We start from the raw sequence: 26,652 nt of genomic DNA, 5'->3' as shown, positions 1-26,652 counted from the left end.
GAATCCGCATGACCCGAACGTTTTCCATCGCCAGCGCCGCCCTTGCCCTGCTGGGCCTTGCCAACGCCGCGCAGGCGCACCAGATCTGGATCGAGCAGCCCGCCGGGCAAAAGACCGCCACCGTCCGCTTCGGCGAATTCGGCGACAACCTGCGCGAGGCATCGCCCGGCCTGCTCGACAAGTTCGGCAAGCCCACGGCCACGCTGCTGTCCGCCAAGGGCGAGCAAGCCGTGGCACCGCAAAAGACCGCCACCGGCTTCGCCTTGCCCTTCGGCGCGGCGGCGGGCGACAGCATCGTGGCCGAAGACGCGGGCTACCCGCTGTACACCCGTAAGCAGGGCGACACCGAAACGCGCAACCGCTACTACCCGGCCGCGCGCCTGGTCACCAGCCTGGCCGCGCAGCAACCCAAGCTGGCGCTCGACCTGGTGCCCTCGGGCCAGGCGGGCGAGTTCAAGCTGTTCTTCAAGGGCGAGCCCAAGGCCAAGACCAAGGTGGCGCTGGTCACCCAGTCGGGCTGGAGCAAGGAAGGGCACACCGACGAGCAGGGCGTCGTGAAGTTCGACATGCCCTGGCAGGGCATCTACGTGGCAGAAGTCAGCGTGAACGAGCGTGCGCCCGGTGAGCGCCAGGGGGCGGAAGGCGTCGAGAAGTTCGAGTCCGTGAGCTATGTCACGTCGTTGACCTATGTGAAGAGCGACGGCCTGGCGCCGCTGCCGGCCGGGCCTGTGGCCGCGCCCAACAAGTAAGCGAAGGAGGCCTGCCGGGCCTCATTGACTGCGTGGCGGGTGAAAAGGGGCTGAATCCAGATGTGAACTTTGGTCGTACTGGTGAAAACCCTGATCACCACGCCATGCCACACCTTGAAGAAGCCACATTCGCCACCGACCGTTTCGACGTGCTCGACGCCCAGGGGCGCAGCGAGACGGTCGTCGAATACACGACCTACCTGACCAGCTCCAGCGCAACCACGCACTTCAGGCCCATCTTTGCGGGCGTGCGGTATGGGCTGGAAGACGGAACGGCCGTGCGCCGCACCGGCGAAAGGCGCTTCGAGGCGTTGGGCGGACGGTGCATGCGCGCCATCGAGCGACAAGGCCAGCGCGGTCAATGCCAGCGCGCGCGGGCATCGCATGCGCGTTGCGGCGCTGAGGGAGCCGGCGCCTGACGCTGCCCAGCCGTGGGATGGTCGTTTACTGAAGCTCGTCGAGCTTCTTGGCGGTCACGAAACCCGAAACGACGACGGCGGCCACAGCGACGAGGCAAAGCAAAAGCGTGGACATTTGCAAACTCCAGAATGTGAATGGTTTTCTGGAGTATAGGGTAAACCCTAATAACCTGTGGCGCTCGGGCCATCGCCGCGCGGGCTGACCTGTGGAGCGCGGGCTGCTCAGCGGCTGTCGCGCTTTCCTTGCGCATACCGGTTCTGCGAACCGGCGTGTGCGTGCAGCGCGATGTTCTCCGCGCGCTCCTTCAACGGGTTCAACCGGGCCGCGCGCGGGTTGATGTCCAGCGGTGCCGTGACGAGCGGCGCGCCCGCCGCGGCAGCACCCAACGGCGAAAGCGTCGCGGGTGCCTTCGACGAATGCTCCTGCACAGGCACGGCCGCCAGGGCCGCGTGCTTGAGTTCCAGCGCATGCTTGACCGCGGTCTTCAGGCTCATCGGCTTCGCAGCCGGCTTGCGGCTCTTCCTGGTCGGCGCTTTCTTCGTGGCGGCGGCCGGTGCGGGCTCGGCCTTGGCGGCAGTCTTGCGCGCCGCTGGCTTCGTCACCTTCGTGGTGTTCTTCGTTTTTGCTGGCGCCGCCTTCACCGTTCGCGCCTTCGGAGCAACGCCGCTTTCCTTCGCTTCCTTCGCATCGAGCTGCGCAAGCCGAGCTTCGAAGCGCTCCAGCACCTCCTCGAACACCGTCGCCTTCTTCGACGTGCGCTCGTTGTCGCCACCGGCGGCCGCGCGCTTGCCTGCCGCGGCCTTGCGCGTCGCGACGCTCTGGCGCCGGTAGAGGTCGCGGTACTTGTCGCGCAGCGCGCGTGCGCGTGTCACCTTGCCGCGCAGACGCGCCGCGGTCAGTTCCTTGACCGGGCCGGCCCGGCTCTGGTCGAAGACCGCGAGTTCCGCGGCGGTCAACAGCACTCGCGCCTGAGTAAGGGTGTAAGCCATGCGATGTCTCTCCTTCATGTGATTGAGGGCAGGCGTCCACCTTAGTGGCTGGCTCTCGATGGCCATGTGGGACGGGGTCGACGATTGGCCCTTGCGTGAGCGTGGCAAAAACAGGCAATCCAGAGGCAACTCAGGCCCTCACCAGGGCGAAGCGCCGTCAATCGCGCCTTCGCGCCGCGCTTCGAAAGCTTCGTGCAGAAACTCCACCAGCGCCCGCGTCTTCGCCGACATGTGGGCCTTGGTCGGAAAAACCATGAAGATGTCCGCCGGCGGCGGCGACCAGCTGCCCAGCACCCGCCGCAGCCGCCCCGAACGCAGGTAGGGCGCCGCGTCCCACTGCGAGCGCATCAGGATGCCGTGCCCGTCGAGCGCCCAGGCCAGCGCGCATTCGCCGTCGTTGCTGCTCAGCGCGCCGCGCACCTTCACCGTTTCCTGCCGGCCGCCCGAGCGCAGGTGCCAAGAGCCGAAGGCCTCGTCGCCCTCGCGGATGAACAGGCAGCTGTGCTGCGGCAACTCGCGCGGGTGCGCGGGCTCGCCCGCTTTCGCCAGATAACGTGGAGAGGCGCACAGCACGCGCGCGTTCGAGCCGAGCTTGCGCGCCGTCAGCCGCGCATCGGGCAGGGTGCCGATGCGCACCGACAGGTCGAAGCCCTGCTCGACCAGGTTCACCGGCCGGTCCGTGAGGTGCAGCTGCACCTCCACATCGGGAAAGGCACGCGCGAACTTCGACAGCGCCGGCGCGATGAAGCGCCGGCCGAACCCCATCGTGGCGCTGACCTTCAGCAGTCCGCGCGGCGCCACTTTGGCGCCCGAGACGGCGCGCTCCACCGCGTCGAGCGCATCGAGCACGCGCGCGCCTTCGGTGAGGTAGGTCTCGCCTTCGGGCGTGAGGCTGATGCGCCGCGTGGTGCGGTTGAGCAGCCGCACCCCCAGGCGCGCCTCCAGCGCGGCGAGGCGCTTGCTGACCGAAGGCGGCGTAAGGCCCAGCTCTTGCGCGGCGGCGCTGAGGCTGCCCTGCTTCATGAGCACGGCGAAGAAAGACAGGTCGGAGAGGGAATCCATGCGCCGAATACTAAGTCGCCACAAGAAAGAATCAATTGTCTGAGACGACTTTGTGGCATGCAAAGAACTAACTACGATTTGCCCCAGTGGCCCGAAGACGCAAGGCCAGAGCCCACGCAGACACCGAAGGACACCCCATGAGCGACCTCTTTCCCGGCTTCGAAAAACACCACGTCGACGTGGGCGACGGCATCGCCATCTCGGCGGTGGTCGGCGGCCGCGGCGCCCCGTTGCTGCTGCTGCACGGCCACCCGCAGACGCATGCCATCTGGCACCGCGTCGCGCCCGTGCTGGCCGAGGATTTCACCGTGGTGGCGGCCGACCTGCGCGGCTACGGCGATGCGTCGAAACCGCGCGGCGATGCGGACCACGCCAACTACGCCAAGCGCGCGCTGGCCGCCGACCAGGTCGCGCTGATGCGCCACTTCGGCCACAGCCGCTTCAGCGTGCTGGCCCACGACCGCGGCGCGCGCGTGGCGCACCGTCTGGCCATGGACCACCCCGAGGCCGTGCGCCGCCTGGTGCTGCTCGACATCGCACCCACGCTGGCCATGTACGCGCAGACCACCGATGCCTTCGCGCGCGCCTACTGGCACTGGTTCTTCCTGATCCAGCCCGCGCCGCTGCCCGAGCGCCTCATCGAGGCCGACCCCGCCGCCTACGTGCGCGAAGTGATGGGCCGGCGCAGCGCGGGGCTCACGCCCTTCGACCCGCGCGCGCTTGCCGAATACCAGCGCTGCCTGGCCTTGCCGGGCGCCGCGCACGGGCTGTGCGAGGACTACCGCGCGTCCGCCGGCATCGACCTCGTGCACGACCAGGCCGACCGCGACGCCGGCCGCCTGCTGCAGCCGCCGCTGCTGGCGCTGTGGGGCGCGCAAGGCGTCGTGCATCGCTGCTTCGATCCGCTAGCCGAGTGGCGGCGCGTGGCGCTGCAGGTCGAGGGCGAGGCCTTGCCCTGCGGCCACTACATCGCCGAAGAGGCGCCGCAGGCGCTGCTGGACAGGGCCTTGCCCTTCCTGAAGCAAGGAACCCACGTGAACCACGGGGACCACAAAGATCACGGAGCCCACGCATGACCGCGCCCACCACCCTCTACCGCAAGCTGGTCGATTCGCACACCGTGACGCAGCTCGACGCGCAGAACGTGCTCCTCTTCTGCGACCTGCACCTGATGAACGAATACACCAGCCCGCAAGCCTTCGCCGGCCTGCACGAGCAGGGCCGCGGCGTGGCGATGCCGGGGCAGAACGTGTCGACCGTGAGCCACATCATTCCCACGCATGCGGTGCGCCACCGCGTCATCCAGGACCCGGCCTCCGCGCTGCAGGCGAGCAACCTGAAGCGCAACTGCGAGCGCCACGGCATCGCGCTGTTCGACACCAACGACGCGCTGCAGGGCATCGAGCACATCATCGCGCCGGAGCACGGCATGATCCGCCCCGGCATGGTCGTGATCTGCGGCGACAGCCACACCACCACCTACGGCGCGCTCGGCGCACTGGGCTTCGGCATCGGCACATCGGAGGTCGAGCACGTGCTGGCCACGCAGACGCTGGTGTACCGGCTCGCGCAGGACATGCGCATCCGCGTCGACGGCCGCCTGCCGACCGGCACCACCGCGAAAGACCTGGTGCTGAAGATCATCAGCCGCATCGGCGCGCAGGGCGCGCGCGGCTTCGCGGTGGAGTTCTGCGGCGAGGCCATCGAGGCGCTGTCGGTCGAGGCACGCTTCACGCTGTGCAACATGGCGGTGGAGGCCGGCGCGCGCGGCGCGTTGATTGCGCCCGACCAGGCCGCCATCGACTACGTGCTGGCGCGCGCACCCGACATCGACGACGCGCAGCGCGCGCTCGCGTTGGCGCACTGGGCCACGCTGCGCAGCGACGAGGGCGCGCGCTTCGACGTGGAACACCGCTTCGACGCGGCGCAGGTCGCGCCCTGCGTCACCTGGGGCACCAGCCCCGACCAGGCCGTGGCCATCGATGACGTGGTGCCTGCGGCCGAAGGCGCCCAGGGCGCCAGCATCGCGCAGGCGCAGCGCTACACCGGGCTGGCGGCGGGCGCGCCGCTCGAAGGGCTGGCCGTGCAGCACGTGTTCATCGGCTCGTGCACCAACGCCCGCATCGAAGACCTGCGCGCCGTCGCGCAGGTGGTGCAGGGCCGGCGCGTGGCGCCCGGTATTCGCGCGATGGTGGTGCCGGGCTCCGGCGCGGTGCGCGCGCAGGCCGAGGCCGAGGGCATCGCGGCATTGCTGGTGCGCGCGGGTTTCGAATGGCGCCAGCCCGGCTGCTCCATGTGCCTGGCGATGAACGACGACGTGCTCGCGCCCGGCGCGCGCTGCGCATCGACCACCAACCGCAACTTCGAGGGGCGGCAGGGCCGCGGCGCCATCACCCACCTCATGAGCCCCGCCATGGCCGCGGCCGCCGCCGTCACCGGCCACATCACCGACGTTCGCAAGCTGGAGCCTCTGCAATGACCCCGACCCCCACGCAAGATAGCGCGCAGGAGCACGACCGCATCGAAGGCATCGCCGCGCCCATTCCCATCGCCAACCTCGACACCGACCAGATCATGCCCAAGCAGTTCCTGCGCGGCATCGACAAGGCGGGGCTCGCGCAGGGCCTGCTGTGGGACCTGCGCTTTCATGGCGACGGCAGCCCGCGCGAAGAGTTCGTGCTCAACCGCGGCGCCTATGCGGGCACGCGCATCCTCGTGGCCGATGCCAACTTCGGTTGCGGCTCCAGCCGCGAGCACGCGGTGTGGGGGCTGCAGCAGTACGGCATCGAGGCGGTGATTGCGCCCAGCTTCGGCGAGATCTTCTATTCGAACGCCATGAACAACCGCCTGCTCGCGGTGATGCTGCCCGAGGCCGACGTGCAGGCGCTGCTCGGCCTTGCCGCCTCGCCGGCATTCGAAGCATCGCCGCTGCGCCTGGAAATCGATGTGCGCCGCCTCGAGGTGCGCTCGCCGCTGGGCACGCACGGCTTCACGCTGTCGCCGCGCCACCGCGCCATGTTCCTCGAGGGCCTCGACCTGATCGGTGCGTCGCTGGCGCACCGTGCCGCCATCGATGCCTTCGCGCAGCGCCACTGGGCCGCCCAACCCTGGACGCGCGACGTGGCGCGCCGCACCAAGGCGCGGCTCGACGGCCTCGCGTAAGCGGACACGCACGCGCGGCGTCAGCCGGCATCGAAGTTTGCTTCGCGCAGTCTCCCGGCCGCCACGCCGGCGTTCCCGAAATGCGGGCAATTTGGGATAGTCGGCGGATGCGCAATTCCCCCGCCTTGCAAGCCGCTTCCACAGGCCGCGCGTTCCTCCAGAACGCCGGCGAACTGGGCGGGCTCATCGATCGCTTCGACTGGGGCGCGACCGCCATCGGCGCCATCGACGGCTGGCCGGCGGAGATGAAGTCCGTCCTGGCCTTCGTGCTGCGCAGCCCCACGCCCATCGTGACGCTCTGGGGCGAGAAGGGCGTCATGATCTACAACGACGCCTACGGCCCGTTCGCCGGCAACAGGCATCCCGAGCTGCTGGGCTCCAACGTGCTCGAAGGCTGGCACGAGGTGGCCGACTTCAACGCCAACGTGCTGCAGAAGGTCTACCACGAGGGCGGCACGCTCTCGTACAAGGACCAGGAGCTCACGCTGGTGCGCGACGGCACGCCGCGCATGCTGTGGGCCGACCTCGAATACTCCCCGGCGCTGGACGCGGAGGGCACCGTCCTCGGCGTGGTGGCCATCGTCGTGGAGACCACCGACCGCGTGCTGGCCGAGCGGCGTGCCGCGACCGAGCACGAGCGCGCCCGGGTGAACGCCGAGCGGGTGCAGCTCGCGCTCAGCGCGGGCGCCATCATCGGCGCCTGGTTCTGGGACCTTCCTACCGACCGCTTCACCATCGACGAGGGGTTCGCCGCCAGCTTCGGCATCGACCCGGCGATGGGGCGCAGCGGCATTCCGCTGGAGCAGATCATCGCCACGGTGCACCCCGACGACCGCGACGGGCTGCTCGCGGCCATCAACGCGGCCATCGGGCGCGGCGGTGCCTACGCGCACCAGTACCGCGTAAGGCGGGCAGACGGCAAGTACTACTGGATCGAGGCGAACGGGCGCGTCGACCACACCGCCGACGGCACGCCCATCAGCTTTCCGGGGGTGCTGATCGACGTCGAGGAGCGCCGCGCGGTGGAGGCCGAGCGCGACCGCGCCATCGCCATGCTGCGCACCCTGAACGACCAGCTGGAGCAGCGCGTGACCGAGCGCACCTCCGAGCTGCTGAAGACCGAGGAGGCGCTGCGCCAGGCGCAGAAGATGGAGGCGGTTGGCCAGCTCACCGGCGGCCTGGCGCACGACTTCAACAACCTGCTGGCCGGCATTTCGGGCGCGCTGCAGCTCATCGGCATTCGCCTGGCGCAGGGCCGGCACAACGACCTGGAGCGCTACATGGGCGCGGCGCAGGGGGCGGTGAAGCGTGCGGCGGCGCTCACGCACCGGCTGCTGGCGTTTTCGCGCCGGCAGACGCTCGACCCGAAGCCGACCAACATCAACCGCCTCGTCGCCGGCATGGAAGAACTGGTGCGCCGCACCGTCGGCCCCTCGGTGGAGCTGGAGGTGGTGGGCGCTGGCGGGCTGTGGCCGGCGCTGGTGGACCCGTCGCAGCTCGAAAACGCCTTGCTGAACCTGTGCATCAACGCGCGCGACGCCATGCCCGACGGCGGCCGCATCACCATCGAGACCGCCAACAAATGGCTGGACCGCCACGGCGCGCGCACCCACGACCTGCCCGAAGGCCAGTACCTGTCTCTGTGCGTGACCGACACCGGCACCGGCATGTCGCCCGACGTGAAGGACAGGGCCTTCGAGCCCTTCTTCACCACCAAGCCGCTGGGGCAGGGCACCGGGCTCGGCCTGTCGATGATCTACGGCTTCGCCAAGCAGTCGGGCGGGCAGGTGCGCATCTACTCCGAGCTCGGCAAGGGCACCACCGTGTGCATCTACCTGCCGCGCCACCACGCCGGCGGCGACATCGACGAAGACGGCGTCGAGGTGCGCCCGCCGCCGCGCTCCGAGCAGGGCGAGACGGTGCTGGTGGTCGACGACGAACCCACCGTGCGCATGCTGGTAACGGACGTGCTGCAGGAGCTCGGCTACAGCGCCATCGAGGCGGCAGACAGCGTGGCGGGTTTGAAGATCCTTCAGTCCGACGTGCGCATCGACCTGTTGATCAGCGACGTGGGGCTGCCTGGCGGCATGAACGGGCGGCAGATGGCCGACGCGGCGCGTCAATCACGGCCGGAGCTGAAGGTGCTGTTCATCACCGGCTACGCGGAAAACGCGGCGGTGGGCAACGGTCACCTGGAGCGCGGCATGGCGGTGATGACGAAGCCGTTCCAGCTGGAGGCCCTGGCGGCCCGCGTGCAGGAAATGATTTCGCAGGGCTGAGCGGGCGAGTTCACGCGCGTACAAATGCCGACGGGCTCGCGGCCAGCTTCGATGCCCGGCGCCAGACGATCTCGGCCTGCAGCGCCACCATCACGCCGATGAGCAGCAGCACCTCGCCGAAGCCGCCGTGCGCGGCGGCCTGGTGCGTTTCGGCCTCCCAGGCGCCGATGCCCACCTTGAGCGCGATCAGCAGCAGGAACAACGCGATCGTCAGCGGCGTGCCGCGCGCCATGGGCTGGCCGTTCGCGTCCAGCCACAGCCGGCTCCACCGGCCCCTTGCGACACCGGTGACGGCGCTGAGCAGCAGGCCGCCCAGCAGCACCATCCACGCAAGCTCGCTCGGCGGCCACTGGAAGCCGCCCGCCACCAACCCGACGCCGCAGTAGATGAGCGCCAGCTTGAAGCGCGTGCGGCCCACCACGCGGTGCGCCACGGATTGCTTGTAGAGCGCGTAGGCGGTCAGCGCGAGGATCGCCAACGCTTCATGCAGCGGCATGGCGCGGCCTTCAGTAGCGCACGCCGCGGTGGTATTCGTCGGCGATGGCGACTTCGTCCTGCGCCTGGCGAATCAGCTCGATCGCGCGGCCCGCATGGCCGCCGAAGGTGGGCCCGTTCACCTGCTGCGCCCCCTGGATATGGTTGATGGCCACCTGCAGCGCCTGCTCGGCGTTCTGGAAGTTGGGGTGCGACAGCGGGAAGGCGGAAGCACAGGCGGTGAGTGTCGCCGTGGCGGCAACGCCGCCGATGAATGCAGTCAAGGTTTTCATGATGGTTCGAGATCGGAAGGATGTGGATGACGAGCGGGCGCGCACGGTGCGCGCCCTGGCGCCGGTGGCACTCGACAAACAACGTGTGGTCCCGGCAGCCATGACTGTCGCCGTTGCGCGGGCGGCGTGGTGTGCTGCGCGTCCGATCTATTGCACGGGCGTCCCGCGGCCTCGTTGCTTCACTGCCTCGCCTCGGGTGGCGGCGCGTCGGTGCGGCACAGGCTCGCCGCTTGCGCCTGCGCGAAGAGTTCCTCGCGCCGCGCGCGCGCGGCGGCCAGGGCGTCTTCGCCGGTGAGCCAGCGCTGGACAATGCCGCGCGCCGCGGCCAGCACCGACTCGCGCGCCACGGGCGTCATGAGCGCCGTGGGCGTTTCAGTGCGCGCCTTGGCGCGCGCCAGGTCCGGCCAGCCCGGCACCACCTCGGCGACGGCCATCATTCCGCCGTCCTCGTGCTCGAGGATGTGGCAGTGAAAGACGAACTTGCCGATCGCGATCGGGTCGCGAAAGTCGATCAGCAGCTTCACCTGCCCCGGCGGCGACCCGCTGTCGGGCTGGAACGAGACGTTCACGTTGTCCTGGTGGCCCACGAAGTCGCGCGCGGCGCCGTCGACCTCCACCACCTGGAAGTCGGTCTGGTGGATGTGGAACACGTGCCACTCGCCCGTGGGGTTGAGCACGGTCCATTCCTCGACCGTGCCCGACTGGATGGTCGCGTCGACCCGCGCGGGGTCGAACTGCCGCGGGCCGTTGCCCGAGTCGATGTAGAAAGTGTTGCCGTCGGCCGACTCCTGGAAGGTGATGGTGCGCCGCCGCGCCACGGGCAGGGTGCGCAGGTCTTCCACGGGCGGCAAGGCGGCGGGCAGCACGCGTGGTTGCTGCGGCTCGCCTTGCGAGACCAGCGTGAGCAGCGTGGCCTCGGGCGCGGTGTCGCCCTGCGGGCCGGTGTCGATGGGCAGCGACTTCAGCGCGTAGGTGCCCGCCGCCGCACCCTGGATGAGCACCTCGCTGCGCGAGGCCGGCGGCAGCAGCAGCTCGCTGAAGGGCACCAGCCGGTTGTGGCGGATGCCGTCGCGCGCCAGCTCGTACAGCGTGTGGCCCGCCAGCGTGAGGCGGTAGTACATGTTCGCGCTGATGTTGCCGATGCGCAGCAGCTGGGTTTCGCCGGGCGCGATGGTCATCACCGGGTTGGCCTGGCCGTTCACGGTGCGGTGCGTGGGCGCGCTGCTGTCGATGTCGGCCGGCACCTTGCCGTCGGGGCCGATCTGTATGTCCTTCAGCAGCACCATGCGCTCCCTGATGCCCGCCAGCTCCGGCACGGGCGCCAGAAGCCCCTCGATCACCAGGCCGCCCGAGAGCCCGCCCATCACCTGTTGCTCCGAGCTGCCGTGCTGGTGGCTGTGGTACCAGTACAGGCCCGGGTGGTGCGACGCCGGAATGGCCACGCGGTAGTCGGTGGTCGTGCCCGGCGGCACGTGCAGGAACACGTTGTCGGACACGGTGGCGTCGGGGTTGATGCGCGGCGACACGTTCAGCCCGTGGTAGTGCTCGTTGGTCGGCGCGGCCGAGTTGTTGACCAGCCGCAGCGCCAGCGTGTCGCCCGGCTTCAGGCGCAGCACCGGCGGCATGTACGCGCCGTTGTAGACCGTGGTCGTCACGGGCAGGCCGTCGACCTCGACCGTGCGCGTGGACACCTCCAGCGTGGTGCTGAGCACGCCGTCCTTGCTCGTCACCTCGGGCGGGTTGCGGAAGGTCTCGGTGACGAGCCCTGTGCCGTTGTTGCCAGGAATGAACGGGGCGCCACCCCCACCGCCGCCCCCGTCCCCGCAGCCGGTGGCCAGCAGCGTGGCCGCAAGGCAGGGCGCCAGCACGAAGAAAAGCCTGCGGCGCGCGGCATGGCCGTCACGAGGCTGTGGCTTGCAGGCGTGCATGTGCTTCTCCGGCTGGCGGTGATCGCTGCAAATCTAGACGCGGGCGCGGGGCGTGGCTTGCCTGTCGATCCCAAATCTTTGCTGTTCGGATCAACCCGCAGGTCTCGCAACGCACTGCAACAAATGTGCGCGGCCCTTGGCACCGGCCCGCAAATGCATACAAAACCTTGTCGAGGGCAGACAATCTTTCGATCCGCCGATGAGGAAAGGTATGCGAATGCCGACGATTTCCGAGCATGGGCTTGTCTTCACCCAATTCGACGCGAGCGCGCTGGCGCCCGCCGAACGCTTCGACTGCTGGCAGCACCGGCTCACGGATGCGTTTCGCCTGTCGATGCCCGACGGCACGGCGGCCGACCAACTGGAAGCGCGGACTTCGGTATGGACGCTCGGGGGCCTCATGCTGAGCCCGCGAACCTGCGGCGGCCACATCCTCACGCGCGACGCGCACACCGTGCGCACCACGCACCTCGACCACTACAAGCTGCATGTGCGCCTGGGCGACGGCGTTACCCGCGTGCAGGCGGGCGAGACTCGGCGGCTGCTGCGCCGCGGCGAATTCGCCATCACCGACATGGCGCGCCCCGAATGCATGGACGTCGACGCCGGGGCGAGCGTGGCCGTGTTCGTGCCGCGCGAGGCGCTCGACAGCCTGTTGCCTCAGCCGCTGGACCTGCACGGCGTGGTGCCCGCGGGCGCCTGCGCGGGCATGTTCGTGGACCACGTGGCCGAGCTGTCCCGGCAGATGCCGCGCATGCGCCCGGAAGAAGTGGTGGGTGCGCGCTTGGCCACCCTGCACCTGCTGGCGGCCAGCCTGGCGCCCACGGCGGCCCTGCTGCCGGCCGCGCGCCCGGCGGTCGAAGACGCGCTGCGGCGCCAGGTGTGCCGCTACATAGAGCACAACCTCACCGACGAGGCGCTGCATGCGCAGGCGCTGTGCGAGCGTTTTCGCGTGTCGCGCTCGATGCTGTACCGCCTGTTCGAACCGCTGGGCGGGGTGGCCAACCACATCAAGGAGCGCCGGCTGGCGCGCGTGCGCACGGTGCTGGCGTCGGCTTCGCGCTGGCAGTCGGTGTCGCGCATCGCGGAGAGCCACGGCTTCAAGAGCGCCACGCATTTCAGCCGCGCGTTTCGTGAACGCTTCGGGTGCAGCCCGCGCGATGTGCAGGCTGCGTGGCCGGCAGGCCGCGAACGCAGTACGTGTGAGGGCATGGGTGGGGGCAGGGCGGGTGGGGTCGGCGTTACAACCGCCATGCCGGTCTTCGGCCAGTGGCTGCATGCGCTGCATGACTGAGGTCGCCACTTCCGGCCCGGCGGGTGGCGCTGCTGCTCCTGCTGCTGCGCAGCCGGTGTCGCCCTTCGTGCTCGACACCTCGGCCCTGTCGCTGGCCGACCGCATCGAGCACTGGCGTGTGCAGATGGCGCCTATCGGCATCGTCGAGATCGACCCGGTGGCCGCGCGCCCCTGGAACGTGCGCACCCAGGCGTGGAACCTGGCGGGCATGCTGGTGTCGGCGGGCGAGTACGGCGCGCAGCGCATGGTGCGCACGCCGGCACTGGTGCGCAAGGAGCCCGTCGACCACTACACGCTGCAGCTGGCCCACGACGGCACCGGCCTGCGCATGCGGCACGGCGAGCGCGAGCTGGCGTCGCCTCCCGGCCAGCCGCTGCTCAGCGACCTGGCGCAGCCGAAGGCGCTGTCGCACGGGGCGGGGCGCATCACCTCGCTGTTCATTCCGCGCAACGCGCTCGACCGGCTGCTGCCGCGGCAGTTCGACCTGCATGGCGTGGTGCCGCAGGGCGCGTGCGGGGCGATGCTGGTCGCGCACCTGCAATCGCTGGTGCTGCGGCTGCCCGACATGACGCAGGGCGAAGTGGCCGGCGCCTTCGAGGCCACCCTGCACCTGCTTGCCGCGAGCCTGGCGCCGTCGGCAGCCACGCTCGACCTGGCACGCCCCGCGCTCACGCAGACGCTCATGCGCCAGGTGCTGCGCCACATCGACGACCACCTGCTGCGCGCGGACCTGTCCAGCGAAGGGGTGTGCAGCGCCTTCGGCCTCTCACGCGCCACGCTGTACCGGATGTTCGAGCCGCTGGGCGGCGTGGCGCACCACATCCGCTCGCAACGGCTGGAGCGCATCCATTCGGTGCTGCGCGCGCCTTCGGGCAGGGTGTACCTGTCGCGGCTGGCGGAGCAGCACGGGTTCAAGAACGCGGCGCACTTCAGCCGCGCCTTCCGGGCGCACTTCGGCTACGCGCCGACTGAGGTGCAGGCGGCGGATGGGCATGCCGCCATCGCCATCGACCCCGCGGCCACCACGCCGGCCAAATGGTGGCGCACCGTGCTGGCCTAGCCTGCGATGAGACACCCGACACAGATTTGGGATGGCCAGCGCACCCGGCCACGCGCCCGGTTCCTAGAATTTCCGTCGCAGGGAGCGCAAGCACAAGAAGACCGCCGGAGGACCCCGTGACGCCCCCGACCGAAGCCCCGACCGAACCCCCGGCGATCCAGCAGATCGTCTTCAGAAGCGACGAACTGCCCGCCGCGCAACTGAAGGACCACCTGCGCGAGCGCTTCTCGGCCAACTTCGAGCTCGACTTTCCTCGCGGTCCGCTGGACCCACATGATCCGCACGCTTCGCCTAATTCGCAGGGTGGCGGCAGCGTGGAACACCGCGGCTTCATGCTCGGCGAGCTCGCGATGATGCAGCGCTCGTTCTTCTTCTCGCACAGCGTGCTGCGCACCAGCGCCTCCATTCGCAGCAGCCAGGTCGATCACTACTGCCTGAACCTGCCGCTGCGCCAGGCCAGCCCGTTCGCGCTGCGCGACCTGTCGGGCGAAGCGCGCGGCGTGAAGCTGCGCACACCGCTCTTCCTGGACATGTCGCGCCCCTACCGCATGGACTTTGTCGCGGGTGAAGACATTTCGGTGTTCATTCCGCGCGACGCGCTCGATGCCTTGCTGCCCAAGAAGGTGGACCTGCACGGCTTTTCGCCACAGGGTATCTCGGGCCGGCTGCTGGGCGAGCACCTGTGCGCGCTGGCGTCCGCCGCGCCCGTCATGACGCAGCCGGAGGTGCAGGCCGCGGCCAGGGCCACGTTCTGCATGATGGCCGCCAGCGTGGCCCCCACGGTGGAATCGATGGCGCTCGCGCGGCCGCAGTTCGAGCAGCTGTTCATCCGCCAGATCAAGCGCTACGTGGACGCGAACCTGGGCGACAGCACGCTCGGCGTAGAGCGGCTGTGCGCGCAGTTCGGCATGTCGCGCAGCGCGCTGTACCGGCTGCTGGAGCCCGTGGGCGGGGTGAACACCTTCGTGCGCGAGCGCCGGCTCGGCGCGGTGCACGCGCTGCTGGCGGCGCCGCAGAAGCGCATTTACCTGGCGCGCGTGGCGGACGACTTCGGCTTCAAGAGCGCCGCGCATTTCAGCCGCGCGTTTCGCCAGCAGTTCGGCTACAGCCCGAGCGAGGTGGGCAGCCAGGCCATGCCGGCGATGGCACCCGCGACGAAGGCGCAGGCGGCGGGGCAGGGCTTTGCCGGCTGGCTCAACCAGCTGCAGAAGCACTAGCGGCATGGTGCATCGGTGCGGCCAAGGGCCGACGAGGCGTTTCCTTTTTGCGCGTGCTGAATGCGTGCGATGTGTTCAATTCGTCCGGCACGTTTGACGCGCGAGGTCCTCGCGCCGCTGCGCGACATGGCGCTCGGCCTGCGCGACGAGTGGCAAAGCCGCGCGTGGCGACACCCGCGCAACGTGCACGCGTTGCGGCAGGTCGCGTCGGTGGCACTCGCCGTGCTGGCCTGCCACGCGCTCGGCCTGGCCGACAGCTGGTGGGCGGCCATCAGCGCGTTCACCGTGATGCAGGCCGGCTGGCGCACGACGCTGGCGCGCGCGGGCCTGCGCGGGCTCGGCACGCTGGCGGGCGCCTTGCTCGGCTGGTTGCTCGGGCCTTGGCTGGCGCCGCACGCGGCGGCCTTCGTGCTCGCCGTGGGCTTGATCGCGTGGCTCTGCCTGTATGGCGCGCTGGCCTTCGCGCAGGGCTACGCCTGGGTGCTCGGGCTCGTGACCTTCGTGATGGTCGTGTGCGAGGCGCGCACGGTCAGCGCGGCCACGGTCGGCATGGCGGGCGCAGCCGCGCTGGCCGAATTCGCGCGCGTGCGTGTCTTCGATGTCGCCATCGGCAGCCTGGCCTGCGTCTGCGTGGCGGTTGCCGCCGACGCCCTCGGCGCGCGGCTGGGTCGCCGCGGCGGGCAGGCCGGCGTGGCGTTGCCGATCAGCGCGGTATCGGGTTCGGCATCGGGCGCGGACGTTGCCGTGCTCCGCCGCAATGCCGCGCACCTGGCCTTGCACTGCGCATTCGCCGTCGCCGCGCTGGCGCTGGCGTGCACGCTGACCGAGCTGCGCCATCTCACGCAGGCCATGGTCACCACCATCGCGGTGCTCGTGGTGCCTGTCGAGGGCCTGGTGGCCGCCACGCGCCGGCGCGTGGCGCAGCGCATGGCGCAGCGGGCGGCCGGTTGCCTGCTGGCCATCGCGCTCGCCGCCGCCGTGCTGCCCTGGGTCGAAGGCCGGCCGCTGGCCGCCCACGTCGCGCTGGCCGCGGGCGTGTGGTGCGCGGCGTGGCTGCAGGAGGGCGCGGCGTCGGTGCGCTACATGGCCTTGCAGTTCGGCGTGGCCTTCATCATGGTCTTCGTGCAAGACCCCGGCACGCTATTGGGCGAGGCGCCGGCCTTGCAGCGCATGGCGGGCATCGGGGTGGGCATCGCCGTGCTGGCGCTGTCGATGGGCCTGGCCGCCGTGGGGCGCGCCGCCTGGCTCGGGCGAGGCCGTGCAACGGGTTGACCGACGCCAGGAGTGCACGAGTGGGCCGGCGTGGCGCGCCCGCGTCAGAAGCTGGCCTGCACCGATTCGCCCCCCGCCAGCTGGCACTCGCCGGTGCCGCCGCCGGACATGCCCGCGTCGGGCCGCGTCATCTGGAAGCGGCAGCGCATCAGCTTGCCGCCGGGGCTCTTCAGGTTGGCGACGACCTTGCCGCTGTAGACGGTGCTGAACTGCACGGCGTCCATGGGGAGCATCGGAGCCATCGGAGCCACCGCCCAGCCGGGGCCGTAGCCCGGCCAGTCCGACCAGCCCATGGGCCAGCCGGCCCACATGGGCGCGAGCGTGTCGCTGTCGACCTGGCGCGTGATCTGCATGAAGCGGCCCTGGTACGTGGCGTCGGGCAGCGTCGCGGTCATGGTGCCGTCGATGGCGCCGTCGTTGCTTTTCCAGGCGATGAGCACGGGGTCGACGGCGCGGCCGTTCTTGACCAGGTCGGCGCCGATGATGCCGCTGGAGGCGCAGCCGCCGAGCACGGCGGCGGCGGTGGTCGCCGCGAAGAGCGATGCGAAACGAAGGGAAGGCATGGGTGAGTCCTGACAGTGTGGTTGCGTGAAGGCACCGATGCTCGCGCGCCGCGGCCGCGCGCAATTTCTTGGCGGTCCCGTTTGTTGCCGCGCCGTCCCGCTGCTTCAAGACGCATGCGCGCCGGTGGGACGAAACCGCATGAACTGGGATCGGCAGGACACATGCCGCGGGCCTCGTTTTCTACGATCGCCTCACTCTTTCAACACACGAGGAATCACCATGGCAACGTGGAAAAAACTGCTGCTCTGCGCGGCGATGCTGGGCGGCGCGGCCGGCCCCGCGGTGAACGCGTTCGCGGGCACCGACATCAACACCCGCGGCGACACCGCCGTCGTCCATATCGACAGCGCGATGGTCGTGCCCGTTTCCGGTGGCTGCGGCCCCAGCGGCTGGCGTGGCCCGTGGGGCGGCTGCCGCTACACGCCTTACTACGGCCCGCTGCCCGGCGGCTACTACCAGGAGTACCCACGCGTGCGCTACAGCTGCCCGCCGGGCTACTGGCGCGGCCCGTGGGGCCACTGCCGCAACACGCCGTACCACGGCCGCCTGCCCGACGGCAGCTGGAAGTGACCGGCGCGCCGCCGGGCCTGAGCACCGCGCGCCCCGCACGCGCCGAGCCGATCATCCGCATTCCCTCGATCGGCATGGGCGTGCGCGTGCGCATCGCCGCGGCATGGGGCGCCGACCTGCCGGTGGTGGTGGAGACCACCAACGCCGCCGGCTTCGGCCCGCCGCTGCACCGGTGGGAGCGCAGCGAGATCTTCGAGGTCGTGACCGGCCGCTTCCTGTTCGAGGTGGACGGGCGGCGCTTCATCGCGCGGCGCGGCGACCTTGTCAGCGTGCCGGGCGGCGCGGCGCGGGCCTTCGTCAACGTGACGGGCACGGGCGCGCGGCAGAAGGTGATCATCCAGCCGGGCACCGACGCGGCGGCGTTCTTTCGCGAGCTGGCGGCGGCCATGGCGGCCGAGCCGCCACGGCGGTGCGCCATGCTGCGCCTGTTCGGCCGGCGCTGGGGCGTGGACTACCTGGGCGCGCCGCTGGACGCCGGCGAGGGAGCGTCGCAAGATGGCGGGCCATGACTGAAACCGGACTGGTCGAACTGCGCTTCTGGGCGCTCATCGCGCTGTCGCTGGCGGTGCCGGTGGGCCTGTATGCGCTGCTGCGAAAGCGCCGCGCCATCTCCACGCGCACCACGCTGCTGCTGGGCGTGACGTTGGTGACGGTGGCCGCGGTCGACACCGGGCTGCTGCACAGCCTGGCCTCGGGGGCGGCGCAGACCGTCACCAAGCTCGACGACGTCTTCGCCTCCGAGATGGCGATCGGCCTCTACCTGGTGCCGGCGCTGTTCGGCGGGGTCGGCATCGACCTGATTTCCACCGTGCTTCGCAACCACCTGCAGGCGGCCGAGCACCGGCACCGGTCGGGGCACAAGGGCGGGGGCTGAGCCCCAGGCCTCATGTCAAAGGCCGCAAGCCGCAGACCTCACTGCAGGCTGCTCAGCCAATCGTCGAAGCGCACCGAGGCGCGCGGGCGGGCGCCGCGCTGCGCGATGTTGAAAGGCACCTCGCGCGCGCTGTAGCCGAACTGTTCGCGAAAGGCCTTGCTGAAATGCGCCGCGCTCTTGAACCCGTGCGACTCGGCCAGCCGCGCGATGTGCGGCCGCTCCGACGACCGGCTCAAGATCTCGTGCACCCGCGCGAGCCGCCGCTCCTTGATGTACTGCGCCACGCCGCCCAGCGGCTCGAACAGCCGGTAGAGCGTGGAGCGCGACACCTTCAGCTGCACGCACAGCTGCGCGGCGCTCAGCTCGTCTTGCGTCAGGTGCTGCTCCACATGCTTGCGCGCCCGGCGCAGCAGCACGTTGTCGATGGCGGGCCGGGCGAGCGCCTGGTTCTCGGCGCTGGAGGCCAGGCTGGCGGCAATCAGGTTGACCGTGGCCTGCGTCAAGAAGGGCAGCTCCTCGGGCGTGGCCGAAGGCAGGCCCAGCAGCAGCGCGGAAAGGTGTTCGCCCAGCAGTCCGGCGCATGCATTGCGCGGCGACACGCCGTGCAGCGGCATGGGCCGTGGCAGCGCGTTGTCGAGCATGTCGCGCGGCACGTAGGCCACCGCGCTCGCGCACGCCGATTCGCTGCGCTCGGGCAGCGCCATGTCGGTCACCACGAACTGGCCCGGCGCCAGCGACACCTGCGAGCCGTCGGCATCGCAGTGGAACTCGCCCGAGCGCATCAGCAGCACGCGGTAGTGGTCGAGCTGGTCGGCGCGAATGTTCTTCTCGCGGCGCATGCGGGTCTGCGTGGGGCCGAAGTTGGCGTTGCCCACGAGCAGCCCGTCCATGCGCCACATCGACACGTCGGCGTGAAAGTGCGGCGCGGCCGCCTCGTCGACCAGCGACATGTCCCAGCTCTGCGACAGGTTGGAGCGCCAGCGGTCCAGCGCAGTGCCCGCCGGCAGGCTGCTGGAGTCGAAGCGGATCTGCGGAACGGGCGAGGATGCGACGGCGAACATGGCGGCTTCCAGGACGATGTGGGGGGCTGATTACTTTCGATGTTAAGTAAATGACGGCCCCGCCAGTGAACGCAGCGTCCCAGATGTTTGCATTCCGTCTCAGGCACCTTGTTGCAGTGCCCCGCCGCAGTCGCTGGGCGCGGGCCGCCCGGCAAAGCGGTCGGCCATCCACGCCACGGCGGGCGCGGCGCCGTCGCGGCCCGCAAAGCCGTGGTTCACGCCCGGCAGCATCAGCAGCCGCACGCTGCCGCCGGCGGCGCACTGGCGCGCGGCATAGGCGCGCGTCACGTCGGGGCGCACCAGCCCGTCGGCCTCGCCCTGCGCAATGAACAGCGGCACGCCGCGCGGCAGCGGGCCCGGCGAGTTCAGCGCCAGCATCGAGCGCCAGGGCTCCAGCTTGCTGAAATTGCCCACGCTCAGGAAGGTGTGCGCCAGGCTGCGGCCCGAGACCATGCGGCGCACGATGTCGAAGGCCGACTCGATGCATTCATTGGCCAGCGCGTCCACCGCCGGCATGGCCTGCGGCAGCACCAGCTTGTCGATGGGCAGGCCGTACACGCGCGACCACGACCACAAGGTCATGGCCGACAGGTTGCGCCCGCCGATGCTGTCGAAGTCGTCGTCCAGCAGCGCGAGCAGGTCGGTGGCGGGGGCCGCGGCGGCCACGCCTTCGAGCGTGAGTTCGGGCGCGTACTGCCGGGCCATCAACCCGGTGAAGAGCGCCGCCTGGCCGCCCTGCGAATGGCCCCAGACCGCGAAGCGCGAACCCGCGTGCGCATTCGGCAGCGCACGCGCCGCGCGCAGCGAATCGAGCACCGAGCGCGCCTCGCTGCCGCCCACCAGGTAGGGGTGCGGTCCGGCGGTGCCCAGCCCGGGGTAGTCGGTGGCCACCACCACCCAGCCGTGCGCCAGCATCTCCGGCAGGCCCGGAATGCGGCGGATCACCTGCAGCGCGAGCGAGGGCGCGCAGGCCGGCACGATGCCCGTGGTCGGATGGGCCCAGGCCACCATGGGGCGGCCGCCCGGCGGCACCGGCCCATCGGGCACCACGACGATGCCCGAGACCACGATGGGCTCGCCGCGCTCGCCGAGCGATGTGTAGAGGATGCGGCTGGCGCTGGCGCCCATCGGCGCGCCCGACATGGGAACCGCGCGCAACAGCACGCCGGGCGCGGCATGGACGAAGCCGCAGAACGCCGCGGCCAGGAGCGCGAGCAGCGCGCGAAGAAACTGCGATGTCATGGGAGCTGTCAGTTGGTGGCCGTCGCGGCCCGTCCGCAAGCCCTTTCTTCGGGGCTCATTGCCGCGGCACGACGCGCGCGCCCATGCCGCTGCCCTCTAGGTACACGCGCATGCCAGGGTACAGCGCCGGGTCGATCGGCTGCGTCACCGCGACGATCACGCCGCTGTCGGTGCGCACCACGACCTGCTGGCCGGGCAGGGGCTGCTCGTAGTCGTTCTGCTGGATCTGGTTGCCCAGCATGCCGCCGCCGATGGCGCCCAGCAGCGTGGCAACGTCACGCCCCGTGCCGCGGCCCAACAGGTTGCCCAGCCCCGCGCCGGCGATGCCGCCGACGACGGCGCCGATGCCCTGGTGCTGCACGCTCTGCAGCTGGGTGGGGTTGATCTGCTCGACCACGCCCTGGCGCACCTCGACGGCGCCGGGCGGCGCGCCGGTGTAGGTCGCGCAGGCGCCGAGGCTCAGCACCAGCGCGAGCGAGGCAGCAATGTTGAAGAGGCGCGAGGGCGCGGAGAACAGCGATTTCATGGCGGGGCAGTCGAAGAATGAAGGGTGCGGCCATCGTAGGAATGCCGTGCCCCGCGCAGTTGTCGCTGCGTCCCGTTTCATGCCCTGCCGTGTCGCTCCCCCTGCGCTCGGCAGCGCTCGGCAGCCGCCCGTGCCTTGCGCTACGGCGTGCCGTCGCCTCGCAGCGGCAGCAGCTCCTGCAGCAGCTGCTCCAGCCGCGCCACATCGACCGGCTTCACCAGGTGGCTGTGAAAGCCGGCGTCCAGGCTGTTGCCCCGGTCGCTGGCCTGGCCGTAGCCGGTCACGGCGATGAGCGTGGGCGGGTCGACCAGCTCGGCGCGCAGCTGCTTCGCGACCTGGTAACCGTCCATGCCGGGCAGCCCGATGTCGAGCAGCACCAGGTCGGGGCGCTTCGCCTTGACGGCCGCGATGGCCGAGAAGCCGTCGTGCGCGACGGCGGTGGCATAGCCCAGCACGTCCAGCAGCAGCGCCATGGTGTCGGCGGCGTCCTGGTTGTCGTCGACGATCAGCACGAGCCGCTCGCCGGGGGCTCGGCCGGTGCCGTCGGGCTCGGCCTGCGGGGCCGACGCCAGCGGCAGGTGCACGACGAACTCGCTGCCTTCGCCCGCGCGGCCGGTGCTGAAAGCGCTCACGGAGCCCTGGTGCAGGCTCACCACCTGCTGCACCAGGCTCAAGCCCAGGCCCAGGCCGCCCTTGGAACGCGCCGCGTCCTGCTCTTCCTGCACGAAGATGTCGAAGACCTTCTGCAGGTTGTGCGGCGCAATGCCGGGGCCGTTGTCTTTCACGGTGATCTCGGCTTGCGCGCCTGCAACGGCCAGCACCACCGAGATGCGGCCCATGCTCCCGGTGAACTTCGAGGCGTTGTGCAGCAGGTTGCTCACCACCTGCACCAGCCGGGCGCTGTCGCCCGTTACCCACGGGTCGACGGCGTTCACCTGCACGTCGAGCGTCTGCGAGCGCGGCGCCGCCAGCGGCGCGATGGTTTCCACGGCGTCGATGACCACGTCGCGCAGCCGCACCGGCTTGGCTTCCATGTGGATCTTGCCGCTGGTGATGCGGCCCACGTCGAGCAGGTCGTCGATGAGCCGTGTCATCTGCTTGAGCTGCCGCTCCAGGATGTCGCGCGTGCGCTCAAGCACCTTGGAGCCGTTCTGCTCGCGCTTGAGCAATTCGAGCGCATTCGAAATGGGGGCCAGCGGGTTGCGCAGCTCATGGCCCAGCATGGCCAGGAAGGTGGTCAGGCGGCGCCCCTCGTCTTCGAGCGCGCTGATGCGCATGCGGTCGGTCAGGTCGCGGGTCACCTTGGCAAAGCCCTTGTGCTGGCCGGCCGCGTCGTACAGGGTGGTGATGACCACGCTGGCCCAGAAGCGCGTGCCGTCCTTGCGCACGCGCCAGCCTTCGTCCTCGAAGCGCCCGTCCTTCACGGCGTTGCGCAGCTCCTGCGCCGGCCAGCCGCGCGCAATGGCCTCTTCGGGATAGAACTTCGAAAAATGCTGGCCGATGATTTCGGAGGCGGTGTAGCCCTTGTTCTTCTGCGCGCCCAGGTTCCAGCTGGCCACGCGGCCCTGCGGGTCGAGCATGAAGATGGCGTAGTCCTTCACACCTTCCACCAGCAGCCTGAAGCGCTCCTCGCTGGCGCGCAGCATGTCTTCCTGCTGGCGCCGTTCGCTCAGGTCGCGCGTGATCTTCGAGAAGCCGCGCACCGTGCCGTCGGGCGCTCTCAGGCGGGTGAGGACGATGTTGGCCCAGAAGCGGGTGCCGTCCTTGCGAAGGCGCCAGCCTTCGTCCTCGAAGCGGCCCAGCGCGCGCGCCTGTTCGAGCTCGTGGGCGGGCCAGCCCCTGTCGAGCGCCTCGGTCGGATAGAACACCGAGAAGTGGCGCCCGATGATGTCCTCGTTGGCGTAGCCGGTGGTCCGGCGCGCGCCAGCGTTCCAGCTGATGACGAGGCCTTCGGGGTCGAGGAAGAAGATGGCGTAGTCGGTGACGGCCTCGACCATCTGGAGATAGTCGGCTTCGGAAAGCGTTGCCGCGGACAGCCGCGTCGTGTTGACTGAATCTCGCATGGCTGTCACCTCGGTTCGATCGTGGGGCGTCCCGGAGGCGCCCGTGTTTGTTGTTCGCTGCCTCTTTTGATCGTACCGGAGGGGGTCGTGGGATGCCGCCTACAAACCACTTGAAAAGGCGCTTGAACAGCCACCTGCGAAGGCGACTGTTCGGCGGCCCGCAGCCGCTCAGACCGCGCTGATGTTCTTGTCCTTGGCCACCTTGGTCCACCGCGCGGCATCCGCCGACAGTCGCTTGCGCATGGCCTCCGCCGGCTGGTAGGCGGCGATGGCGCCGGCGTGCACCAGCTTGTCCTGCACGTCCTTGTCCTTGGCGAGGATGTCGGAGAGCTCCTTGTTGATGCGCGTGACCACCGACGCGGGCGTGCCCAGCGGCGCGATCAGACCCCCCCACGAATCGAAGTCGAAGTTGGGAAAGCCCTGGGCCGACACCGTCTTCACGCCCGGCAGCAGCACGTTGCCGCGCGGCGAGCTGACGGCAATGGCGCGCAGCTTGCCCGACTTGATGTGCGGCAGCGCCGCGACCACGTCCGCGAACATCACGCCCAGCTGGCCGCCCAGCAGGTCGGTGACGGCCGGCGCGCTGCCGCGGTAGGGTACGTGCTGCATGTCGAAGCCGCCCAGGTCCTTCAGCTGCTCCATGGCCAGGTGGCCGAAGCTGCCCGCGCCCGAGCTGGTGTAGTTCAGCGGCGTCTTCGCGGCCTTGGCCTGGGCGATGAGGCTCTGCAGCGAATCGACGCCCGGCATCAGCGTCGGGTTGACGACGATGGCCATGGGCAGGTCGTACACGGTGGCCACGCACATGAAGTCTTTCTCCACGTCGTAGGCGCCGTTCTTGTACAGCAGCGGCGCCAGCAGCGCGGGCATGCCGAACATCGACAGCGTGTTGCCGTCGGCCGGCGACTTGATGAACTGCGCCGTGCCGATGGAGCCCGACGCGCCGGGCCGGTTGTCGACCATGATCGACGTGCCCAGGCGCTCGCCCAGCTTCTGCGACGCGATGCGCGCGGCCGTGTCGGTCGGGCCGCCGGCCGGGAAGGCCACGACCATCTTGACGATCTTGGCCGGCCAGGCGGCGTCGGCTGCGAAGGCCGGCAGGCCGAGGGTGGAGAGTGCGCCTGCGGCGCCCGTGGCCAGCAGGTGCCGGCGGCTGATGTGAGCTTGGTTCATGTCTGTTTTTCTGAAAGAAGAATGTGGAGTGGCGCAGCGGTTCCCGCTGGTCCCGCTGTTCCCGCTGCTGGGGTTCAGATCGCCTGCTGCGCGCGCGCCACGGCGATGGCCTGGTCGTCCATGGCCAGCACTTCGCGCAGCACCTCGTCGGTGTGCTGCCCCAGGTGCGGCGGCGGGCGGCGCACGGGCGTGCGTTCGCCGTCCATCACGTAGGGCGGCGCGAGCACGGTCTGCTGCCCGGCCTCGGTGTCGTCGAAGTGGTGCAGCAGCCTGGCCTGCGCGGTGCGTTGCGAGGTCAGCGCCTCGTGCATGCCGAGCACCTCGCCGCAAGGAATGCTGGCTTGCGCGAGGCTGTCGAGCAGCGCGCGGCGGCTCATGCCGCGCAAGGCTTCGCGCACCAGCGGCAGCAGCACCTCGCGGTTGGCCGAGCGCGCGGTGTTGGTGGCAAAGCGTGGGTCGGTGGCCCATTCGGGCCGGCCGACCACCTGCTCGCAGAAGCGCACGAACTGGCCGTTGTTGCCCACGGTGATGACCACCGGGCCGTCCGCGGCGTCGAACACGCCGTAGGGAACGATCGACGGGTGCGCGTTGCCGAACTTGGGCGGGTCGCCCGCCTTCAGCAGCGCTTCCATGCCGTAGTAGGAGGTGATCATCAGCCCGCAGTCGTACAGCGCCATCTGCACGTGGCGCCCGCGCCCGGTGGTATGGCGCTCGTACAGCGCGGCAAGAATGGCCTGGCCCGCGTACATGCCGGTGAACATGTCGACCGCCGCCACGCCGAACTTCAGCGGGCCCTGGCCGGCCTCGCCGTTCATGGCCATGATGCCGGCCTCGCCCTGCACCAGCAGGTCGTAGCCCGGGCGCTGCGCCTCCGGCGTGCTGCGCGCATAGCCGGAGATGGAGCAATACACCAGCCGCGGGTTCGACGCGCTCAGCGCCTCGTAGCCCAGGCCCAGCTTGTCGGCGCCGCCGACCTTGAAGTTCTCGATGACCACGTCCGACTTGTCGGCGAGCTCGCGCGCAATCTGCACGCCCGCGTCCGATTGCAGGTCGATGGTGACGGAGCGCTTGTTGCGATTGGCGCTGTTGAAGTACGAGGTGTTGCGCGTGCCCACGCGCACGCCCCAGTCGCGCGTGTCGTCGCCGCGGCTGGGGTGCTCGACCTTGATGACGTCGGCGCCCAGGTCGGCCAGCGCCATGGCGCACATCGGGCCCGCGAGCACGCGGGACAGGTCGAGAACACGGAGGCCGGCCAGGGGCTGGACAGGAGCGGTCAGAGGCATGGGGGGATCGGGCGAACGAACTGGAACGAGCAAAAACGAGCGAGGCAAGCCAAGGCAAGCAGCGACCGCAGGAGAGGACCTTGCGGTGCGTACTGAAGGCTGGCAGGGGGCCGGGGGATGCCCGAATTATTCGTCGGCACGCAAGAATTGACAATCGTGCGACATTTATGACGTTTGTGTAAATCTGGAATTGACAATGGATGTTCAAGCCTTGGGCCTGCTGGTCGACATCATCGAAGCGGGCAACCTCAGCAAGGCCGCCGCCATGCTGGGCATGAGCCGCGCCAACGTGAGCCAGCGCATCAACCGCTTCGAGCGCGAGCTGGGTGCGCAGCTGCTGCGGCGTACCACGCGCCAGCTGGAGCCCACCGAGCTGGGCATGAAGCTCTACGCGCACGGGCGTGCCGTGCGGCACGAGGTGAAGGCCGCGGCCGAGGCCGTGAGCAGCCTGGGCAAGGGCCTGCAGGGAATGATCCGCCTGAGCGTGCCCAGCGGCTACGGGCAGCTGCGCATGTCGGGCTGGCTGGCGGAGTTCATGGAGCGGCACCCGGAGATCACGCTGCACGTGATCTTCGACAACGACATCGAGGAGCTGGTGAAGGGCTCGGTCGATTTCGCGGTGCGCGTCATGGCCGAGCCGCCGGCGCACCTGGTGGCGCGCGAGCTGGGGCCGGTGCACTACGTGGCCTGCGCGACCGCCTCGTTCATCGCGCGGCACGGCATGCCGACGAGCCTCGAAGCGCTGAAGCAGCTGCCGCTCATCACCTCGCAGCAGACCGGCGAGCGCTTGAGCATGGCCGGCGTGCAGGCGGGCGGGCCCGGCTCGTTGCGCACGCGGCCCCGGCTGATTTCGGCGAACTTTCACTTTCTGTGCGATGCGATCGCGCAGGGGCTGGGCGTCGGGCTGGTGCCCGACTACATGGTGCAGGCGCCGATGGCGCGCGGGGAGATGCAGGCCGTGCCGCTGAAGGACGGGGACCTGGACTTCCTGGCGACGCAGAAGTTCTTGCTGTACGTGCCGAGCAGGTACCAGACGCAGGCGGTGCGCACGCTCATCGATTTCCTGGTGGCGAAGGAGCGCGCGTAGCGCAGCAAGGCGG

General features: G+C 70.0%; 26 protein-coding genes. 14 read left to right on the top strand and 12 right to left on the bottom strand.

Annotated elements, in window-relative coordinates; genetic code table 11:
• The first annotated feature begins 8 nt into the window (after positions 1-8).
• Together QTI51_RS21180 and QTI51_RS21175 are read left to right on the top strand one after the other, a co-directional pair.
• Positions 9-749, top strand: a complete 741-nt coding sequence (locus QTI51_RS21180; protein WP_286515588.1) for a cobalt ABC transporter substrate-binding protein — start codon at positions 9-11, stop codon at positions 747-749.
• Between the two features lie 104 nt (positions 750-853).
• Positions 854-1,168 carry a hypothetical protein gene (locus QTI51_RS21175; RefSeq protein WP_286515587.1) on the top strand — a complete coding sequence of 105 codons (315 nt, stop codon included), beginning with the start codon at positions 854-856 and terminating at the stop codon, positions 1,166-1,168.
• Positions 1,169-1,390: 222 nt separating this feature from the next.
• Here the strand turns inward: QTI51_RS21175 and QTI51_RS21170 are convergent, their stop codons facing one another.
• Positions 1,391-2,158, bottom strand: a complete 768-nt coding sequence (locus QTI51_RS21170) for a hypothetical protein (protein WP_286515585.1) — start codon at positions 2,156-2,158, stop codon at positions 1,391-1,393.
• A 138-nt stretch (positions 2,159-2,296) separates the two neighbouring features.
• Positions 2,297-3,220, bottom strand: coding sequence for a LysR family transcriptional regulator (locus tag QTI51_RS21165; protein ID WP_286515584.1), 924 nt, complete (start codon positions 3,218-3,220; stop codon positions 2,297-2,299).
• Positions 3,221-3,357: 137 nt separating this feature from the next.
• Between QTI51_RS21165 and QTI51_RS21160 the strand changes: the two genes are divergently transcribed.
• From QTI51_RS21160 to QTI51_RS21145, 4 genes are all read left to right on the top strand, one after another.
• Positions 3,358-4,296 (top strand): alpha/beta fold hydrolase, encoded by a 939-nt coding sequence (locus QTI51_RS21160; protein WP_286515583.1) that lies wholly within the window; start codon positions 3,358-3,360, stop codon positions 4,294-4,296.
• Positions 4,293-5,699, top strand: coding sequence for a 3-isopropylmalate dehydratase large subunit (leuC, locus tag QTI51_RS21155; protein ID WP_286515582.1), 1,407 nt, complete (start codon positions 4,293-4,295; stop codon positions 5,697-5,699). The genes QTI51_RS21160 and leuC overlap by 4 nt, the downstream gene beginning before the upstream one ends.
• The gene (gene leuD / locus QTI51_RS21150) at positions 5,696-6,382 is read left to right on the top strand and encodes a 3-isopropylmalate dehydratase small subunit (protein ID WP_286515581.1); all 687 of its coding nucleotides are present in this window, start codon (positions 5,696-5,698) and stop codon (positions 6,380-6,382) included. The genes leuC and leuD overlap by 4 nt, the downstream gene beginning before the upstream one ends.
• Before the next feature lie 125 nt (positions 6,383-6,507).
• On the top strand, positions 6,508-8,661 hold the full coding sequence (locus QTI51_RS21145) for an ATP-binding protein (RefSeq protein WP_286515580.1): 2,154 nt from the start codon (positions 6,508-6,510) through the stop codon (positions 8,659-8,661).
• Between the two features lie 10 nt (positions 8,662-8,671).
• On the opposite strand, the gene QTI51_RS21140 is transcribed toward QTI51_RS21145, so the two are convergent.
• The 3 genes from QTI51_RS21140 to QTI51_RS21130 all read right to left on the bottom strand — a co-directional run bounded on the left by QTI51_RS21140 (position 8,672) and on the right by QTI51_RS21130 (position 11,356).
• Positions 8,672-9,157: a hypothetical protein gene (locus QTI51_RS21140; protein ID WP_286515578.1), complete on the bottom strand. Its 486-nt coding sequence runs from the start codon at positions 9,155-9,157 to the stop codon at positions 8,672-8,674.
• 10 nt (positions 9,158-9,167) lie between these two features.
• Positions 9,168-9,428 carry a hypothetical protein gene (locus tag QTI51_RS21135; RefSeq protein WP_286515577.1) on the bottom strand — a complete coding sequence of 87 codons (261 nt, stop codon included), beginning with the start codon at positions 9,426-9,428 and terminating at the stop codon, positions 9,168-9,170.
• A 179-nt stretch (positions 9,429-9,607) separates the two neighbouring features.
• Entirely contained in the window at positions 9,608-11,356 is a 1,749-nt protein-coding gene (locus QTI51_RS21130; protein WP_286515576.1) for a multicopper oxidase family protein, read from the bottom strand.
• A gap of 217 nt (positions 11,357-11,573) precedes the next feature.
• Here QTI51_RS21130 and QTI51_RS21125 point away from each other — a divergent pair, with 217 nt between their 5' ends.
• The 4 genes from QTI51_RS21125 (at position 11,574) to QTI51_RS21110 (ending at position 16,199) form a co-directional block, all read left to right on the top strand.
• Positions 11,574-12,650: a helix-turn-helix domain-containing protein gene (locus tag QTI51_RS21125; RefSeq protein ID WP_286515575.1), complete on the top strand. Its 1,077-nt coding sequence runs from the start codon at positions 11,574-11,576 to the stop codon at positions 12,648-12,650.
• Entirely contained in the window at positions 12,643-13,710 is a 1,068-nt protein-coding gene (locus QTI51_RS21120; RefSeq protein WP_286515574.1) for a helix-turn-helix domain-containing protein, read from the top strand. The genes QTI51_RS21125 and QTI51_RS21120 overlap by 8 nt, the downstream gene beginning before the upstream one ends.
• 116 nt (positions 13,711-13,826) lie before the next feature.
• Positions 13,827-14,927, top strand: coding sequence for a helix-turn-helix domain-containing protein (locus QTI51_RS21115; RefSeq protein WP_286515572.1), 1,101 nt, complete (start codon positions 13,827-13,829; stop codon positions 14,925-14,927).
• A gap of 93 nt (positions 14,928-15,020) precedes the next feature.
• Positions 15,021-16,199 (top strand): FUSC family protein, encoded by a 1,179-nt coding sequence (locus QTI51_RS21110; protein ID WP_286515571.1) that lies wholly within the window; start codon positions 15,021-15,023, stop codon positions 16,197-16,199.
• A 44-nt stretch (positions 16,200-16,243) separates the two neighbouring features.
• On the opposite strand, the gene QTI51_RS21105 is transcribed toward QTI51_RS21110, so the two are convergent.
• Positions 16,244-16,762: a hypothetical protein gene (locus QTI51_RS21105; protein WP_286515570.1), complete on the bottom strand. Its 519-nt coding sequence runs from the start codon at positions 16,760-16,762 to the stop codon at positions 16,244-16,246.
• 220 nt (positions 16,763-16,982) lie between these two features.
• Between QTI51_RS21105 and QTI51_RS21100 the strand changes: the two genes are divergently transcribed.
• Genes QTI51_RS21100 through QTI51_RS21090 form a run of 3 tightly spaced genes read left to right on the top strand, consistent with a single transcriptional unit; the run spans position 16,983 to position 18,207 of the window.
• A complete protein-coding gene (locus QTI51_RS21100; RefSeq protein ID WP_286515569.1) occupies positions 16,983-17,333 on the top strand; it encodes a GCG_CRPN prefix-to-repeats domain-containing protein in 351 nt (116 codons plus the stop codon).
• Positions 17,330-17,842, top strand: coding sequence for a cupin domain-containing protein (locus QTI51_RS21095; RefSeq protein ID WP_286515568.1), 513 nt, complete (start codon positions 17,330-17,332; stop codon positions 17,840-17,842). The genes QTI51_RS21100 and QTI51_RS21095 overlap by 4 nt, the downstream gene beginning before the upstream one ends.
• Positions 17,839-18,207: a hypothetical protein gene (locus QTI51_RS21090; RefSeq protein WP_116913655.1), complete on the top strand. Its 369-nt coding sequence runs from the start codon at positions 17,839-17,841 to the stop codon at positions 18,205-18,207. Before QTI51_RS21095 ends, QTI51_RS21090 begins: the two co-directional genes overlap by 4 nt.
• A gap of 38 nt (positions 18,208-18,245) precedes the next feature.
• Here QTI51_RS21090 and QTI51_RS21085 read toward each other — a convergent pair whose 3' ends face one another.
• From QTI51_RS21085 to QTI51_RS21060, 6 genes are all read right to left on the bottom strand, one after another.
• Positions 18,246-19,268: a helix-turn-helix domain-containing protein gene (locus QTI51_RS21085; protein WP_286515566.1), complete on the bottom strand. Its 1,023-nt coding sequence runs from the start codon at positions 19,266-19,268 to the stop codon at positions 18,246-18,248.
• A 99-nt stretch (positions 19,269-19,367) separates the two neighbouring features.
• Complete coding sequence (locus tag QTI51_RS21080) at positions 19,368-20,510, bottom strand: lipase family protein (protein ID WP_286515565.1); 1,143 nt, start codon at positions 20,508-20,510, stop codon at positions 19,368-19,370.
• A gap of 55 nt (positions 20,511-20,565) precedes the next feature.
• On the bottom strand, positions 20,566-21,036 hold the full coding sequence (locus QTI51_RS21075) for an outer membrane lipoprotein (protein ID WP_286515564.1): 471 nt from the start codon (positions 21,034-21,036) through the stop codon (positions 20,566-20,568).
• Positions 21,037-21,176: 140 nt separating this feature from the next.
• Complete coding sequence (locus tag QTI51_RS21070) at positions 21,177-23,099, bottom strand: PAS domain-containing hybrid sensor histidine kinase/response regulator (protein ID WP_286515563.1); 1,923 nt, start codon at positions 23,097-23,099, stop codon at positions 21,177-21,179.
• A 168-nt stretch (positions 23,100-23,267) separates the two neighbouring features.
• Positions 23,268-24,269: a Bug family tripartite tricarboxylate transporter substrate binding protein gene (locus tag QTI51_RS21065; protein ID WP_286515562.1), complete on the bottom strand. Its 1,002-nt coding sequence runs from the start codon at positions 24,267-24,269 to the stop codon at positions 23,268-23,270.
• Between the two features lie 74 nt (positions 24,270-24,343).
• Positions 24,344-25,552, bottom strand: a complete 1,209-nt coding sequence (locus tag QTI51_RS21060) for a CaiB/BaiF CoA transferase family protein (RefSeq protein ID WP_286515561.1) — start codon at positions 25,550-25,552, stop codon at positions 24,344-24,346.
• 196 nt (positions 25,553-25,748) lie between these two features.
• On the opposite strand from QTI51_RS21060, the gene QTI51_RS21055 reads away from it, so the two are divergent.
• Entirely contained in the window at positions 25,749-26,639 is an 891-nt protein-coding gene (locus QTI51_RS21055; protein ID WP_286515560.1) for a LysR family transcriptional regulator, read from the top strand.
• Positions 26,640-26,652 lie beyond the last annotated feature (13 nt).

Origin of the sequence: Variovorax sp. J22G73 (assembly GCF_030317035.1) — a bacterium.
Classification (GTDB): domain Bacteria; phylum Pseudomonadota; class Gammaproteobacteria; order Burkholderiales; family Burkholderiaceae_C; genus Variovorax.
This window is presented reverse-complemented; position numbering and strand designations above follow the sequence as displayed.